The organism is Psychrosphaera sp. B3R10, assembly GCF_018861025.1.
In the GTDB taxonomy this organism is placed as follows: Bacteria; Pseudomonadota; Gammaproteobacteria; order Enterobacterales; family Alteromonadaceae; genus Psychrosphaera; species Psychrosphaera algicola.
Genome location: NZ_JAHKQH010000026.1, coordinates 232,392 through 248,991, shown reverse-complemented (window position 1 = coordinate 248,991; position 16,600 = coordinate 232,392). Strand labels below are relative to the sequence as shown.

At 40.9% G+C, this 16,600-nt stretch carries 7 protein-coding genes; 6 read left to right on the top strand and 1 reads right to left on the bottom strand.

Features of this window, described 5'->3' with window-relative positions; translation table 11 throughout:
* The first annotated feature begins 7 nt into the window (after positions 1-7).
* The gene (locus KO525_RS10535; RefSeq protein WP_215963764.1) at positions 8-11,152 is read left to right on the top strand and encodes an Ig-like domain-containing protein; all 11,145 of its coding nucleotides are present in this window, start codon (positions 8-10) and stop codon (positions 11,150-11,152) included.
* A gap of 11 nt (positions 11,153-11,163) precedes the next feature.
* Entirely contained in the window at positions 11,164-11,613 is a 450-nt protein-coding gene (locus KO525_RS10530; RefSeq protein ID WP_215963763.1) for a hypothetical protein, read from the top strand.
* An 89-nt stretch (positions 11,614-11,702) separates the two neighbouring features.
* Here KO525_RS10530 and KO525_RS10525 read toward each other — a convergent pair whose 3' ends face one another.
* Positions 11,703-12,302 (bottom strand): YigZ family protein, encoded by a 600-nt coding sequence (locus tag KO525_RS10525; protein ID WP_215963762.1) that lies wholly within the window; start codon positions 12,300-12,302, stop codon positions 11,703-11,705.
* A 217-nt stretch (positions 12,303-12,519) separates the two neighbouring features.
* Between KO525_RS10525 and KO525_RS10520 the strand changes: the two genes are divergently transcribed.
* From KO525_RS10520 to KO525_RS10505, 4 genes are all read left to right on the top strand, one after another.
* Positions 12,520-12,984: a hypothetical protein gene (locus tag KO525_RS10520; protein ID WP_215963761.1), complete on the top strand. Its 465-nt coding sequence runs from the start codon at positions 12,520-12,522 to the stop codon at positions 12,982-12,984.
* A gap of 35 nt (positions 12,985-13,019) precedes the next feature.
* The gene (gene dgt, locus KO525_RS10515; protein ID WP_215963760.1) at positions 13,020-14,480 is read left to right on the top strand and encodes a dGTPase; all 1,461 of its coding nucleotides are present in this window, start codon (positions 13,020-13,022) and stop codon (positions 14,478-14,480) included.
* 85 nt (positions 14,481-14,565) lie between these two features.
* Positions 14,566-15,765 carry a tyrosine--tRNA ligase gene (gene tyrS, locus KO525_RS10510; protein WP_215963759.1) on the top strand — a complete coding sequence of 400 codons (1,200 nt, stop codon included), beginning with the start codon at positions 14,566-14,568 and terminating at the stop codon, positions 15,763-15,765.
* 152 nt (positions 15,766-15,917) lie between these two features.
* The gene (locus KO525_RS10505; RefSeq protein ID WP_215963758.1) at positions 15,918-16,547 is read left to right on the top strand and encodes a fumarylacetoacetate hydrolase family protein; all 630 of its coding nucleotides are present in this window, start codon (positions 15,918-15,920) and stop codon (positions 16,545-16,547) included.
* Positions 16,548-16,600 lie beyond the last annotated feature (53 nt).

Sequence of the window (16,600 nt, the reverse complement as noted above, 5' to 3'; positions counted from 1 at the left end):
TAGCGCAATGACAAAAATAAAGATCGCTTGTAGCTTAGCTGTCAGCCTAGTGCTGTTCGGTTGTGGTGGATCGGACGAAAGTGCGGCAAAAAAAGCACCACTTGATGCGCAAGAACAATTGCAACCAGGGTCGCAAGATGAAGTGCAATTGCAAGCCCGTGATATAAAGCTCGTTCCGTTTTCATATAGCCCTAAAGTTCAAGGGGCATCGTTATCTAGTTCGCAAATTATTGAAGTTGGCCAACTTAATGCTGTTGGTGGCTTTGTTTATCCGCAACCAAATAGTCAATTTGACGGCAATTTAACCTTAGCAATTGATGTTTCTGATGCCCAAGGTATTAGCGCTATATTTCTTGGAAATAACCATACTGAACTTGCCATGGCAGTCTGTGATCTTAACTGTGGTGCAGAATTCAAAGCAACTATCAGTGGTATTAATCCAACCGTTTTAGGCTGGTTGCCAGGGCAAAATACGCTTGAACTATGGGTTGTAGATGGCAATGAAGAACAACAAAGAGTCGCGACATTGGTGTTATTTTGGCAACCGAAAACGATTACTAATGTGGTTGCTGAAATTTCAGAGTCGAGCTCGGAGCTAAATATTTCATGGTCCACTTCAGACGAATTTCTTTGGTATAACGTATATGTAGCAAATGAGCCCGGTATTACAGGCAGTAATATAGCCTCATTAAATGGCGGAATATCAGAGTTAGGGATCAGAGAAAATTCAGTAAGCTTGTCACAAAAATCCATTGAGCAAGATTATTATTTGGTTGTATCAGGGGTTGATGGTACCGGCGAGAGTGCTTTTAGTTCGGAAATTATTTTAGTAGACGGTTTGGATTTCACTCCGCCAACGGCCAATAACGATGAGTTTACAGTTGTAGAAGATGGGACACTAAGCGGTAACTTAATTGCTAATGACACGGCCACTGGCACCAATACCATTTCTATAGTAACGACTCCAATATCAGAAGCCGCCAATGGTCAACTTGACATACATGCTAACGGCACGTTTGATTATATTCCTAATGTTGACTTTTTTGGTACAGACCAATTTAGTTATCAAATTACAAGTTCTAATAGCCTAACTGCAATCGGATTAGTGCAGATTAATGTGACTGGTATTAATGACCTTCCTGTTTCAAATGTTGACGGTTTCGTTATTACTGGAGACACTTTAACGGTTGCCAGTCCCGGACTGCTCGAAAATGATTTTGATGTAGAAAGTGACGACCTAGCCGTAAATTTACCGCTTGTTACTGCACCTTTGTTTGGGACAATTTCTGTAAATACAGACGGTGGTTTTTTATATACCCCCAATGACAGCTTTACGACGTTTGATCAATTTTCTTACCAAGCGTCTGATGGCAACGATTTAAGTGCTGAAACACTTGTTACTATTCAATCACCAGACTTTAATGGTTATCCCCCATTTGCGATTGCAGATTCCTATCAAGTCGATGAGGACGCGCTACTAACGATAACAACTGCAAACGGGGTATTAGCGAATGATTCGGATAATGATAATGACCTGTCTGAACTTATTTTATCGGTAGTAACAACGACAATGCACGGCGAATTAGTATTGGCCACAGATGGTTCATTTTCTTATCAACCAATCGATAATTTCACTGGGTTAGACAGTTTTAGTTATCAATTAACCGACCCGGAAGGCAATCAAACGGTGGCGGTCGCGCAAATAAACGTGCAACCTAAAAACGATCCTCCAGTGGCGAATAACGATGTTTATGTGGTGTCAAATGCGGCAGTAGCAACAATTCCAAGCGCTCTAGGGATTTTGACTAATGACACTGATATCGATGGTGATACAGTTATTATCGATGTTGCAAGCGTGACAACGGCTGGTTCGGGCACGGTGGTAGTCAATGCTAACGGTAGTTTTGTCTATACACCACAGGCCGGATTTATTGGTGTAGATTCATTCAGTTACCGAGTAACAGATGGGAATTTGGTTAGCAGTATTGCAACGGTCCAGTTAAACGTTGTTGCGGCCCACGCAACAACGGACGACTTAACGCCAATTGTAGTTGATCTCGAGCAGATCCTCGGAGATTTACCATCCAATGTTGAAATATCATCTGCATCAGCTTCCGTCGGTAATGTCGTACTTAGCGATGGCGAAATCACGTTTACACCTGCAATAGGGCAAGGCGGTATTTCAATTATCACATTGGAAATATTGGTCGACTCGGAAGTGAATAACTATCAGCTAGTGGTATTGATAACGACGAACAATACAGGTCCAATAATCACATCGGCCGCGTCGGTAGTCATTGCGGAAAATCTAGACGAAGGTTCAGAAATATTCACGGTCACGGCAACTGATTCTGAGCAAGATCCATTAACGTTCGTTATAGATGATGTCACCAATTCGTTTGAAATTGACGAACTTACAGGTGTCATTTCCGTTAAAAACAACGCTTTAATAGATTTTGAGACGGTTGATAAATTTGAATTTACGATTTCGGTATTTGATGTTTTTGATGCGGTTGCGACGCTACCATTTACAATAAATTTATCAAATGTTGATGAAGCCCCCATGCTGACCTCTGCAACTGATTTTGAGCTATTGGAAAACACCACAGAGGGGACATTAGTTTATCAAGCGACAGGCATTGACCCTGAAGCCCAAACAGTCTTGTATTCGTTAAATAGTTCTAGCAACGGATTGTATATCAATGCCGATGGTGAGGTCCGTGTGGGTACGGACGCAGTACTTGATTTTGAGACTACACCGAATATTGAGCTTGAACTTGTTTTATCAGACGGGAATTTGTCGCAAACATATGTTATCGATGTTCGGGTTCTTAACGTAAATGAACCGCCAGTGTTTAGTTCCGCCAGTCAATTTAGTCTAAACGAAAATACCCCAAATCAAAGCGAGGCAGGTTACACCGCAACCATTTTAGCTGACCCAGAAGGGAATGCAGTCCAATGGACAATTAGCGAAGACGAACTTCAAATATTTACCATCGACAATGCAACAGGGGTACTTTTTGTAGAGAATAATACTGCACTGGATTTTGAAACGACAGAAATGTACGACATTGTTATTCGGGCAACAGAAACCAATGGCTCGCCGACGAATCTGTCGACAAACCTAACGGTGACGGTAAATATATTGGATGTTGTTGACGATCTTGATACCGACGAAGATGGCCTGACGGACGATCAGGAAGCGATATTGGGGACAGATATAAATAACCCAGATTCGGACGATGATGGATTAATAGATGGACTCGAAGTTGAGATGGGGACCGATCCATTAGATGAAGATAGTGACGACGATTTAATACTAGATGGCGACGAAGTTGCAGCTGATACAGACCCTTTAAACTCAGACACAACACGACCAATTGTTATCAACGTAACCCCCACCGATCTACAGACAAATGTTTGTACCAATCAGGGCATTACGATTCGTTTTAATGAGCCTATTCGTGCATCAAGTGTAAATAACTCGAGTCTAAGTCTACTGCAGGAAAATGTCGGAGCCATTACCGGCACGGTAACCGCCGTGCTAAATAGCGCCGAGGTATTTTTCCGAGCAACCGATTCGTTAGCAACAGACAGCAATTTTACAATTACGATTTCGGGTGTAAAAGACAGCGCTGGGAACACAATGTCAGGTTCGTTTAGTTCGACATTTTCAACAGGGACATGTGTTGAATCTGACAAACCGGAAGTCTTAAAAGTAAGTCCATGGGACAACTCGGTGAATATTCCTCGAAATACCCAAATCGCTGTCGCTATAAATGAAACTATAGACCCAACAACACTGACCTCTAACAACTTTGTGGTACAAGACCGGCTAACTGGGGAAGACATATCCGGTCAATTAAGTTTATCTGATGATAATACGATTATCCGTTTTGTCGCGGACCAGCTGTTTAAAGCTAGCCGCGAGTATAACGTATATATATCTGCTGGAATTACCGATATATACGGCAATCAGTTGAATGGCTATCAATTTGATTTTAAAACGAACTTTTCAGAGGACTTAGTGCCGCCAGTGGTTCAAAGAACAAGCTCAGCAGAGGGGGATGTAGACTTACCAATCAATAGTCATTTTGCCGTATTGTTTGATTCGCCTATCGACGCCATGCAGCTCAGTGGTATAGAGTTATTTGATGTCGACGGTCAAAAAGTAGATGCAACAGTTAGTGTTGAGGCAGACCGTTCTCGAATAATTTTGCAACCAACGGTCGAATTAGACGCGGGTTCAGATTATCAATTTATGATCGCTGGCGTGAGTGATTTAGCTGGAAATACATTAACCGAAGCACTTTCGTTAAATTTCACAACTGGGCAATTACTCGATACGGAATTTGGTAGCATCGTTAATTGGAGTATCCCGAATAACTATGCTACGGATTTGCCACTCAATCCTGTCATTGAAGTGACACTATCAAAGCCTGTTGACCCAACAACTGTGGTTTCTGCAGGATTTTATTTGTATGACAACAATGTAAGTGAACTTGTTGCTACCAGCCAATCTATTAGCGATGACTTAACAACAATTCGTCTCGAGCCAAGCAGTTTATTGACGCCAGAACACTCTTATACAATCAATGTCGGCCGGGTCACTCCTATTACTGATATTGCAGGAAATACAGTTGTAAATAGTGCAACGCGGAACTTTACAACAGGCTTAGATGAACTTGCGACAACCCCTCAATTAATGACAACAAATGTTGTTAATGGCTCTTTAACGATGCCAATCAATCCACAATTTATATTTGAATTTGACCGAAAAATCTCTGAAACGTGTGCGTTAGATCAAGCTGCGACGTTAACAACTGGGCAAGAAACGGTAGCGATTTCAGTTACTTTAGGCGGTAGTGGGGACCAGATCACCATAGAAAGTGATGAACAGCTCTTACCAAGTACAAGTTACCAGTTGGAACTAAACCAAATATGCGACTACGCCGGTAACGTATTAGAGAAACAAACAATTAGCTTTACCACGTCGAGTAACTCAAGTCCGGATACAACGGGTCCTAGTTTGGTTAGCATCTCACCTTTACATCAAGCGGTAGATGTTCCAAAAGATACTTCAATTGTTTTAGAGTTTGATGAAGACGTTTCTTTGATGGCAAGGCCTAAAATAGAGCTCGAAATATCAGGAACTGATCTAGAAGTGGCGGGGAGCTATGAAATTGTTGGTAATGTAATTACTTTTACACCTAGTGAGCCACTGTTGGGGTCAAATAGATACCGAATAGAAATCTATAATAATGTTCCAGACCTTGCTGGCAATACAACGTATGGTGGAACACAATATTTCAATACAGTGTCTGAAATAGATACGACCCCTCCGGAGGTGACATTAGTTTCTCCTGAAAACGGTGCAATAGGGGTCTCACCAGATAGTACAGAGATTGTTTTATCGTTCAGCGAGCCGATCACTCAAAATACCTTAAATAGCAGCAACATTGTCTTGTATGCAGCAGGCGAAATTGTATCGCCAAGCGTATATCGTGGCGTAAATGGTAAAGAAGTTACATTAATAGCAAGCTTACCAGCCGATTCCATTGTCAGCATAATTGTATCTAGTAACGTGGTTGATCTCAGTGGCAATCCATTAAATCACTTCGTCAGTTCGTTCACGACAGGTGCCGAAAGCAATAATTACTCTCGACCTTCACTAATTCAAGAGAGTCCAGAAAATGGTGTTTCTGAAGTGACGGAACGAAATAACATTTATTTCCATTTTAATCAGCCGCTTGACCCTAGTACCCTAGCTGAAGGTGTTAAAGTTGTTGAGAATGGCCAACCAATTGATGTTGAGGTGTCTCTTTTAAATGATGGTAAAACAATTCATGTTTATTATGCTGACGGGTTTGCCTATGGCGCTGAAATAACCAGCTTCTTAGATGATTCGATAAGAGATCTTTCTGGTAATCGAATTTACTCAGCCAGTGCTTATTTTACGTTAGCGTATTTAGACGGTCGAGTTGGTTATAGCCCTTATGTAATAGGTTATACACCGCAGAGCAGTTACGAAGGCGTGCCATTGAATAGCTCCTTTATGGTCAAGTTTAATGAGCCAATGGATCAATCCACCTTTAATGAGCAAACCGTTAACTTGCAAGCCGTTGGTGGTGAATTTAGCTCAGATTGGGAATCAATAAGCTATCATCTTGATTGGGACGAAACAGGCAAGCTCTTAACCATTATTCCGTCAGCGTTACTTGAGGTCGGTAGATCATATTATTTATCTATCGAATCTAGTGTTTTAGACACGGATGGCGATTCATTAAATTTCAGTTTTTCTAATTACATCTATACCGACAGTGACTCTATAGTTGATGATAGACAACCAATGATTACGGCATTTAGCCCAGCAGAAGGCACGGTTGGCATAGGTACAAATGCAACGTTTACTGTTGAATTTGACGAATACATTAATAGTTTGAGGTTTAATCGCTTGGGTCAGGCGAATATTCAGTTTGATGCAGACAATAAGCAATTACGATATAGTTACTACCAGCCATTACCTGCTTTGACAGAACATACAGAGACAATATCGGAAGTTTACGATCTAGTCGGTAACAAAGTCGTTAGTGCGTCGACGACGTTTACTACAGCCGGTGGACCTGACATTGCCGCACCAACAATAGTGGATTCTACGTTTTTTGATTATGACGTCGTCCAACGCGATGCAATATTGTCGGTTACATTTAATGAACCAATCGATCCGTTAAGTGTGCATTCAGGTTCGGTCTATTTGTATGATGGCTCCACAGGCAAAAATATTGCAGCGAGCGTTGAACTCTCCGCTGATGGCCGAAAAATCACATTAATTCCAACGGCCTTATTGCCCGTTTATCGTCGATTATATTTCTATATTTATGGCGTGCGCGACCTAAGTCATAACGTGTTTAGTTATACTTACTATCGAGTCGATACCGACCGGAATGTCACAGAACAACCGCTGGCGATTAGCGCAACGACAGTAGAAGATAACGCGACTTCGGTACCGAGAAATGTAAAATTAAATGCTCGTTTTAATCAATCAATCACAACAGATTATGAACAGCATATTAGCTTGCAAGATGATCAAGGTAACCCTGTCGATTTTGAACTTGAACTGAGCAGAGAACGTAGATTACTTACGTTGACCCCAAAAATGTTACTCAAATCGAATAGCCAGTACACCTGGTCAATAGGTTTGGTTGAAAATAGCAGTGGCGGTACTTTAAGCACACCGATGACGACACATTTTACTACAAGTGCGTTAACGGACATCGAAGGCGGCAGTATTGCAATATGGGGTGCACCGACCCATGGAGCAGAAAACGCACCTAGAAATCCCAAACTATCTGTGACGTTTGATGAACCTATCGACCCTGCAACTGTCGATGAAGAAACTTTCTATTTGTACGACAATACCACGGGTATTGATGTCGAGGGTGATTGGCAAATATCTAATGATAAAAAAACCATTACTTTTATTCCTAGTGAGGCATTAAGGGCTGGTGTTCGTCATTACTTCTACCTTGGGTATTCGCCTTATATAAAAGATTTAGCCGGAAATAGGGTAAGCAATAGCAATTATCGCTACTTTACTACCGCCTATGAAACGGATGATGTTGCGCCAAATGTGTTATCGACAAATATCACCACAAACGCAACAAATATGCCTATTAACGGTGCCGTAGAGCTTACGTTTGACGAAAGACTAAACCGTGGTTGTCTACTCGACGAAGGCATTAAAGTTGAAGCAAATGGTATTGCGATTGATATCGATTTGGCGTTAAGTTCAGATGATAAAACACTTAGTATCACACCTGTCGAAAACTTTTCTGCAGCGACAAGTTATGTCCTGACAATGTCAGATATTTGTGATTACGCAGGTAATACAAATGACTCTTATCAACTTGAATTTTCAACGCTTAGTAACACGGAAGTAGACAATGACGCACCGGGGCTAGTATCAATTTCACCTGACCATCAGGCAACGGAAATCACAACGTCGCTCTCTACTATAACAATGGAATTTGATGAGGATATTGACCAACGCACCGCACCCGAAGTGCGTGGGGCCGGAATTACCGTCCCAGGATCGTATCAGGTAACTGGTAATACAGTCGTCTTTACGCCTTCGGTTAATTTAGTCGGAAATACAACGTATACCATTTATTTGTATAGTACGGTTGCTGATTTAGCTGGGAATACACGGAGCCTTGGTACTCGACAATTTGTCACTGCGGAATCGGTTGAAAATACGTCACCGACCATAGTGGCAATTTCGCCAGCGGATCTCAGTATTGATACAAATTCAGATACAGACATTGTTCTAACATTTAGCGAACCTATGGATGCCTCGCAATTAACTTCATCTAATATCGCGGTATTTAGTGGTTCAGAAACGCTCACGACGTCAATAAGTCGCTCAGTGGACGGGCAGTTTGTCACGATTAGTGCAAATCTACCTGAAAACAGCCTAATTTCTGTTGTCGCTAATGACAAGATCGTGGATTTATCAGGTAACGCATTGGTGCCGTTTGTGAGTTCTTTTACAACAGGACTTGATCCAACAGGTAATGTTCGTCCCAGAGTTTTGCAACAAGTACCGAGTTATAACGATGATACTTCGTATGATATTGACACGATAACTCTTTATTTGTCGAAACCAATATCTGCGGCAAATTTAGCGGATGGCGTAACTGTATTGGAAGATGGTGAGTTAGTGGAAGTTGACGTCAGTTTATCTTCATCTGGCTCTACACTGACATTGACGAAAGCTGGTGGACTTACTCCTGGTGCACGTATTGAGGTCTATGTGGATGGCCTAACCGATCTAGTTGGTAATCGGATTTATTCCTACGACAGTAATTTTGAAATGGCTGAAATTTCTGAGCAAATAGGTATCGCTCCTGCATTGACATCGACTTATCCACAGGGTGGCACTCATTTACCTTTGAATTTGACCATTATGGCGCAATTTTCAGAGCCATTGGATGAATCTACAGTGACATCTGAAAACGTCAAATTGTACACAAACAACCTTGAAGCACAACTTCATCCCGCGACAGTGCAACTTGATCCTACTGGCACAATTATTTCTGTTTATCCTGACGAGCCTCTCGAGGTCAATAATAGTTACTATGTGCAGTTTACATCGGACATTATTGATACCGACGGAGACATAAAATATGGTAATCACTACATTTCATTTACAACGGATGATTTGTCGATTGTGGATGATGTTGGCCCTACTATAGTTGCAATGAATCCGCCAAATGGCGCTGAGAATATAGGGGTGAACGCGCTATTTTCGGTTAGATATGACGAAAGCATCAATCCAATATCATTTGTTGCGAATAACCCATCGGCAACAAATGTAATGTTTGATGAAGAAGACAAAGTCATTACTTATCGCCACCAACAAAGCCTTGCGACAAGCAGCGAAATTACGGAAGTGGTTAGTGGTGTCACTGACGGTGCAGGTAATGTGGCTGTATCCGCCCAAACAGTATTTAATACTGGCGATAGCGCAGATGTTACGGCACCGACGGTTGTAGATGTCTCAATATCAAATAATCAAATTAATATACCGATTAATGCGGTAACTCAATGGCATTTTTCTGAGCCGATTGATCCAACAAGTTTATCTAATGAAGGCATTTATTATTGGAATTCAAGTGACTTGAGGATTGCCTCTACATGGGAGTTGTCGTCAGATGGCACCATACTTACAGTTACACCTGCTTCTGCGTTAGTCGCCGATACGTTGCATTATACTTATGCAACTGGCTTGCGTGATTTGAGTGGCAATCCAGCAGGGCACGAATATCGATACTTTACGACAAATAGCGATATCGATGTGACATCCCCAACGTTGCTCTCAATTAATGTAGATAATGAGCAAACTGGTCTGCCATTGAACCTTAAACTGCGAGTTCGAATCGACGAAGCAATTTCAAGTTTTGACTCAAATATCGCAAATTTGATGGATAGTGAGGGCCTGAATATTCCATTAGCTATGAACCTAACTCGTGAGCGAACACTGATAACCTTCACACCAAAACGGCTTTTAGATCCGGACGAAACATATACATTTACGATCTCTGGGCTCTATGATTTAAGTCGTAATGCTATGCAGGAGTCAATGACAGTAACCTTTACAACAGGTAATAAAGTCGATACTGCCAAATCGGAAGTTAGCGCATGGAGTATTCCTATTAATTACAGTGTTGACATACCACTAAATCCATTGTTGCAAGTGACGTTTGACGAACCTGTTGATGTTACAACAATAGATACGGATACGTTTTATCTATTAGACTTTAGCGCACAGGAAAAAGTTGCTTCTACGTGGGAGTTAAGCAATAACGGGCAGACATTAACGTTATTGCCTGATTCGGTATTGGTAGCAAATTCTCGCTATGACTTTTATGTTGGTTACTCTCCCTATCTATTAGATAACGCAGGGAATATTTTGGCTCAGTCGCAACGACGTGTGTTCACTACAGCTGATGCTTTAGATGCGACAGCTCCTATTTTAGTGGCGACAAATTTACCTGATGGATATACAGATATGCCCTTAAATGGCCAGGTCGTTTTAGAATTTGACGTTGCCCTGAGCGATTCTTGTCCTATTGAAACAGGTGTGACTTTAAGTACCGATGATAGTTCAGTCGATATCTATGTCTCATTGTCGTCGGACAGAAAAATCGTGACGATTGAAGGCCAGGAAAACTTATCGGCTGATACAACTTATTATGTTTCGGTTAATGCGTTTTGTGACTATGCTGGTAACCAGTACGCAGCAAGCAATGTACTGACATTTACGACATCGCTTTCTGAGTCAAACGATACAACGGGTCCATCTCTGGTCAGTCTTGACCCAGCAAGTAATGCAACAGATGTTGATGTTAATACAACAATAACCATCGTTTTTGATGAGGTCATTGATGGTCGCTCGTTACCTGAAATCAAGCAAGGTACCGATGTTATAGAAGGTGAATATGAGGTAGTAGGTGACACAATAATATTTACCCCAAATTCGGCACTGTTAGGATCAACAACGTATCGAATTAGCATTTTATCAAGCGTTAGGGATATGGCGGGCAATACCAAGAATTTAGGTACACATACTTTCTCAACGGGTTCAAACTAAGGTCATTGACAATGAAAAAGAATAAAATTGTGTTAATTGGCGCGTTTATTGTTGCCTTCTGTGTCGCGATATTTGTCATTTTTAGTCATCATCTGGAGCAAAATGTTTCACCAGAAGCGGAACTTAAAAAAACAACTCAATTAACGAAGCCGACGAGCTTGCAACAAGTGAAATTAGCGCAGAGCCAAGCAAGAGCGATGGCGAAAGTAGCTCAGGTTCGTCAAGCCGAGCAATCACAAGATGTGACCTTGACCGTTTCAGATAAAGCAAATTTAGAGGAACTGGCAACGAATAAACGTATTGAAATTGAGCAGGCAACACTTGATTACAATGATGAATCGTTAGATGAAGATGAACGGGAGTTAATTAAACTGCAGATCCAAAACTTAATGAATGAATATAATCAATTGATATTACCATTGGCAATATCAAAGATGTCTCAGACATCAAATTCGGGCTAACGACAGTTGCTGCGCCGCGGTTTGCTAAAGACGTTAATTAACTCACATAGAATTGGTTAAGACGTTTCTAATATATTTGTATTAACCTTTTATTCATCAATGACTAAATCAATGCTTTTTGACGCAATGGCATTTTGTAATTGTTGCAAGCCTTCACTTGGAATAAGCCCTGTCATTGTTACAGACTCAGCATATTCAACATCTAAAATAGTGCCATTCAATAAATCAAGTTGGTGGCGAACCCATTGTTCTTGAGCAAAATCAAACTTCGCCGTAAAACTATCTACAGGGACAATAGGCGCTAATTCCGCCTCACCAAACGCTTGTTCAACAGATTGCGAATATGCTCTTACAAGCCCTCCGGCCCCAAGTTTAATACCACCAAAATAACGAATGACAATTGCCATAATATTATTGACAGGTTTATGTTGTAAAACATTGAGAATGGGCTTTCCAGCGGTACCAGAAGGTTCTCCATCATCGGACATCGCGGCGGTTTGAGATTGTGCGTTGGCGCCCATGATATACGCCCAACAATGGTGTCGCGCGTCAGGGTAAGTTTGCTTGGCGATAGCAAGAAACGCCATGGCATCTTCACGAGAATCCACAGTTTTGAGCCAGCAAATGAATTGGCTTTTTTTGATTTCTAATGTTTTATGTACTTCATTGGTGATTGCAAATTGTGTCATTGGTATTTTTGCCTTGATGTACATCGTTTTATGTGGAATGCTAGGTTTATCGTTGATTTTACCGCACTATTACGACTTATTTGTGTGGAAGTTTGAAAAAAAACTGAGAATATCAGTGATTTTACATTTCAACATGGTCTGAATTTAAGTTTAACAGAAAGGAAAATGTAGGTTAATGCGAGCGGCTGGTTTTCTACTATTAGTCTTTGGTCTGTTTATGTCTGCAAACATTAATGCAGAGGTATACCGGTGTATCGAAGATGGTGTAACGAAGTTTTCGGCATTGCCTTGTGGAGACGAGTCAAAGATGACGTTTTATGACGTTAGCAGAGCTGAATCCATTGAAACTTATTGGGCGAAACAAAAAAAGAAGCAACAAAAACAACTAGATGAGCGGCAAGCTCGAGCTGAAAGTTATATTGCTGGTTATCCTAAGTTGTCAAAAAAGATCAAGAAAGCGATATTAGAATGTCGAATTGTACGGGGCATGACCAAAAAACAAGTGTATTTGTCGTGGAACGTGTTGCCAGAATCTGAAAAAAAAGAAGTTAGTCGTGAGTCTTCATTAACTTTTTATAAATATAAAATGGCTCCAATTTGCCAAACCGAAAAATTTAAAGAAGCCGACCTTACCTTTAACAATCGTACTCACTTATTAGTTGGCTGGAATATCCGCCACTAGGGTGTTTTCATCCTTTGCCGAGAGTTTCTAGTTTTATGGATTTCAAGAAGAAAATCACTGCGTTGCGTTCATATGGACGAGCAACCCCTCCTTCCGATATTAGTTATTTAGCTGAACAGTTTGAAAGTGACAGAGGCCGAATTATTCAGTCAGCTGCGATCCGTCGTCTTCAACAAAAAACACAAGTTTTTCCATTAGAAAATAACTCTGCAGTACGCAGCCGTTTAACGCATTCGTTAGAAGTACAGCAGACGGGTCGACATATTGTTCGAACAATTTTCAAAAAATTAAACCAAAATCCGTTAGATATCGGTTTGCTGCCATTCGAAAGAGAAGTTGAAACATTAGTAGAAATGGCGTGCTTGATGCACGACATTGGTAATCCGCCTTTTGGTCATTTTGGTGAAGCGGCGATTAACCATTGGTTTGAAAAACACCTTGATAAACATGTTTTGTTTGCGCAGTCGTCGAACAAAATGTTGGCGTTGCAACTTAAACACGAACTTAAAAATTTCGAAGGAAACGCTCAAGCATTTCGGATCATCTTTAATTTGTTACGTTTAAACCTAACGTACTCGCAAGCGGCCAGCATACTAAAATATACGCGTTCGGGGCTTGAACAAAGACCTGACAAAAGCAAACCACTGTCTTATTTGAAGAAGAAAGTCGGGTTTTATTATTCTGAAATGGAAGACATCAAGTCGATGTCAACCCATTTAGAAATAAAGCCCGGTCACAGGTATCCTTTAGCCTATTTAATGGAAGCGGCAGATGACATAAGTTACTGTTTAGCAGACATTGAAGATGGTGTTGAAAAAGGACTACTAGATTGCCAACAGTTGTCTGCTCATTTAATCGAGACGTTTAATCGGTACGCTGGTGAAACAAGTACTCAAAGGATCACGAAAAACAAGACATTTGAAGAGGCCGTAGAATATGCACTTGGCAGAAGTGAAAAAGAGCCGATAAACAAGACTCATGAATTTTTTGTTTGGTTGCGGGTGCAGCTCATTCATCCTCTGGTCGATCATGCTGCTGTGCAATTTATCGATAATATTGAAAGCGTCTACGAAGGCGATTTTAATCGTGCCTTACTCGAAGACGACAGTATTTTTCATAACGTTATTTCGACATTTAAAGATGTCGCGATTAAATACATATTCTCAACACATGAAGTTGAGACAAAAGAACTACAGGGTTATCAAATTATATCGGGGCTACTGCAAGCTTTTGAACCTTTGTTATTATGCAAAACAGACAAGTTTCAAGACATGGTATGGGACCGAAAACGCGGTGGGCTTTTAGAAGCTAGGCTTTATAAACGCCTTGCAAACAAACATTTAAAAGCCTATCGAGTGGCAATTGAACCTTTGATTAACCAGCCCGACTTTGTATTACTGGAGTTTTATTACCGTTGTCGATTGATCCAAGATCACGTTAGCGGTATGACAGATCAGTACGCATTTGAAGAATATCGCAATTTGTACCTAGCTTAACATTCAAAAAAGGGACAAATTGTCGTAAACTCCGGCGATTCTATTTTTAACCTGACTCTTCGAGTAGTAATTTACAGGCGATAACATGACCGACATCCAAAACGCTATAGCTGAGATCAAACGTGGCACAGATGAAATTTTGCCAGAAGACGATCTGATCAAAAAACTAGAAGAGGGCAAACCTCTTCGCATCAAGGCCGGTTTTGATCCTACAGCTCCTGATCTTCATTTAGGTCATACTGTTCTAATTAATAAACTAAAAACATTTCAAGACCTAGGCCATGAAGTTATCTTTTTAATTGGTGACTTTACTGGACTCATTGGCGACCCAACGGGAAAAAATGTTACGCGTAAGCCGTTAACTAAAGAAGACGTGCTAAGAAACGCAGAAACCTATAAAGAACAGGTTTTCAAAATTTTAGATCCAGCTAAAACCACCGTCGCTTTTAACTCGACATGGTTTAACGAGTTTGGTGCGTCAGACATGATTAAGCTAGCTGCTCGTCAAACCGTTGCACGTATGTTGGAACGAGACGACTTTAAAAAGCGCTACGCGGGTGGTCAGTCAATCGCAATTCATGAATTTTTATACCCACTTGTACAAGGTTGGGATTCAGTTGCACTTAAAGCTGACGTTGAATTAGGTGGTACAGACCAACGATTTAACCTATTAATGGGCCGTGAGTTGCAAAAAGACGAAGGTCAGCGTCCACAATCTGTTTTGATGATGCCTTTGTTAGAAGGATTAGATGGTGTTCAAAAGATGTCTAAGTCTTTGAACAATTACATCGGCATTACAGACGCGCCGCAGGATATGTTTGGTAAAGTAATGTCTATTTCTGACGAGCTAATGTGGCGTTACTATGACTTACTTAGTTTCCGCCCAATTGCTGAAATTGAGCAATTTAAAGCAAATATTGAAGCGGGCAGCAACCCTCGTGATGTCAAAATTGAATTAGCAAAAGAACTAATTGCACGTTTCCACAGTGAACAAGCTGCGGATGATGCTTATGCCGATTTCATTAAGCGATTCCAAAAAAATGCGTTGCCTGACGAAATTCCAGAAGTTACGGTGACATCAGGTGAACCAATTGCTATCAGTAATTTACTTAAAGAAGCTGGTTTAGTGGCAAGTACCTCTGAAGCGATGCGCATGATCAAGCAGGGGGCTGTTAAGTTAAACGGCAAAGACAAAATCAGTGATACTAAGTTGATTATTGAAGTTGGCAGCAGTGAAATTTATCAGGTCGGTAAAAGAAAGTTTGCCAAAGTAACAGTTAGCTAATCTTCTAATAGCTCTTCCTATATTAAAATTAACCCCAGTCGCCTGGGGTTTTTTGTTAATTATGAACTGGAAACGTGTTTGTTTACCGTCTGTTTTAGTTAAACTTACACTTCTTAAGCGTATCCACTTAATCCGAGCAAAGGAATATTTGTATGTCACTAAATAGAATCACTGTCGCTGGAACTAAGAACATACCTAATAAAGTTGTTTGTGTTGGGCGTAACTTTGTAGACCATATTAAGGAGTTGAATAATGTGGTTCCTGACGAGATGGTGTTGTTTATAAAACCCAATTCTGCAATATCTGACAGTTTTGTTTTTAAGCTTGGGAGCGCTCAAAGCGGCGATGAAATTCATTTTGAGACAGAAATATGTTTTGTCGTAAAAAACGGGTTTTTAGATGCGGTCGGGGTTGGCTTAGATTTAACAAAACGAGAAATTCAAACTAAGTTGAAGCAGAATGGGCTTCCGTGGGAGCGAGCTAAAAGTTTTAAAGGTGCCGCTGTGTTATCTCCCTTTGTTAAGTTGGATTTCGATTTAGAAAAGCTTCATTTGAAACTCTGGATAAATGGCAAGCTACAACAAGCTGGCGGTGTAGAACACATGATCCACTCTCCAACCGCGATATTATCGGAAGTCGAAACGGTGTTTTCGCTAGACGATGGCGATGTCATTATGACCGGCACGCCAAAAGGTGTTGGGAAAATAAATCAAGGTGATGTTTTTGTTGCGGAGCTGTTTGCTGACGAAATAAAGCTTATGAGCCAAGAGTGGCAAGCATAAATAATTGAATTTACCTCACGTTAGGCGGTTAAAACAACGGTGGGTGTCTGCGT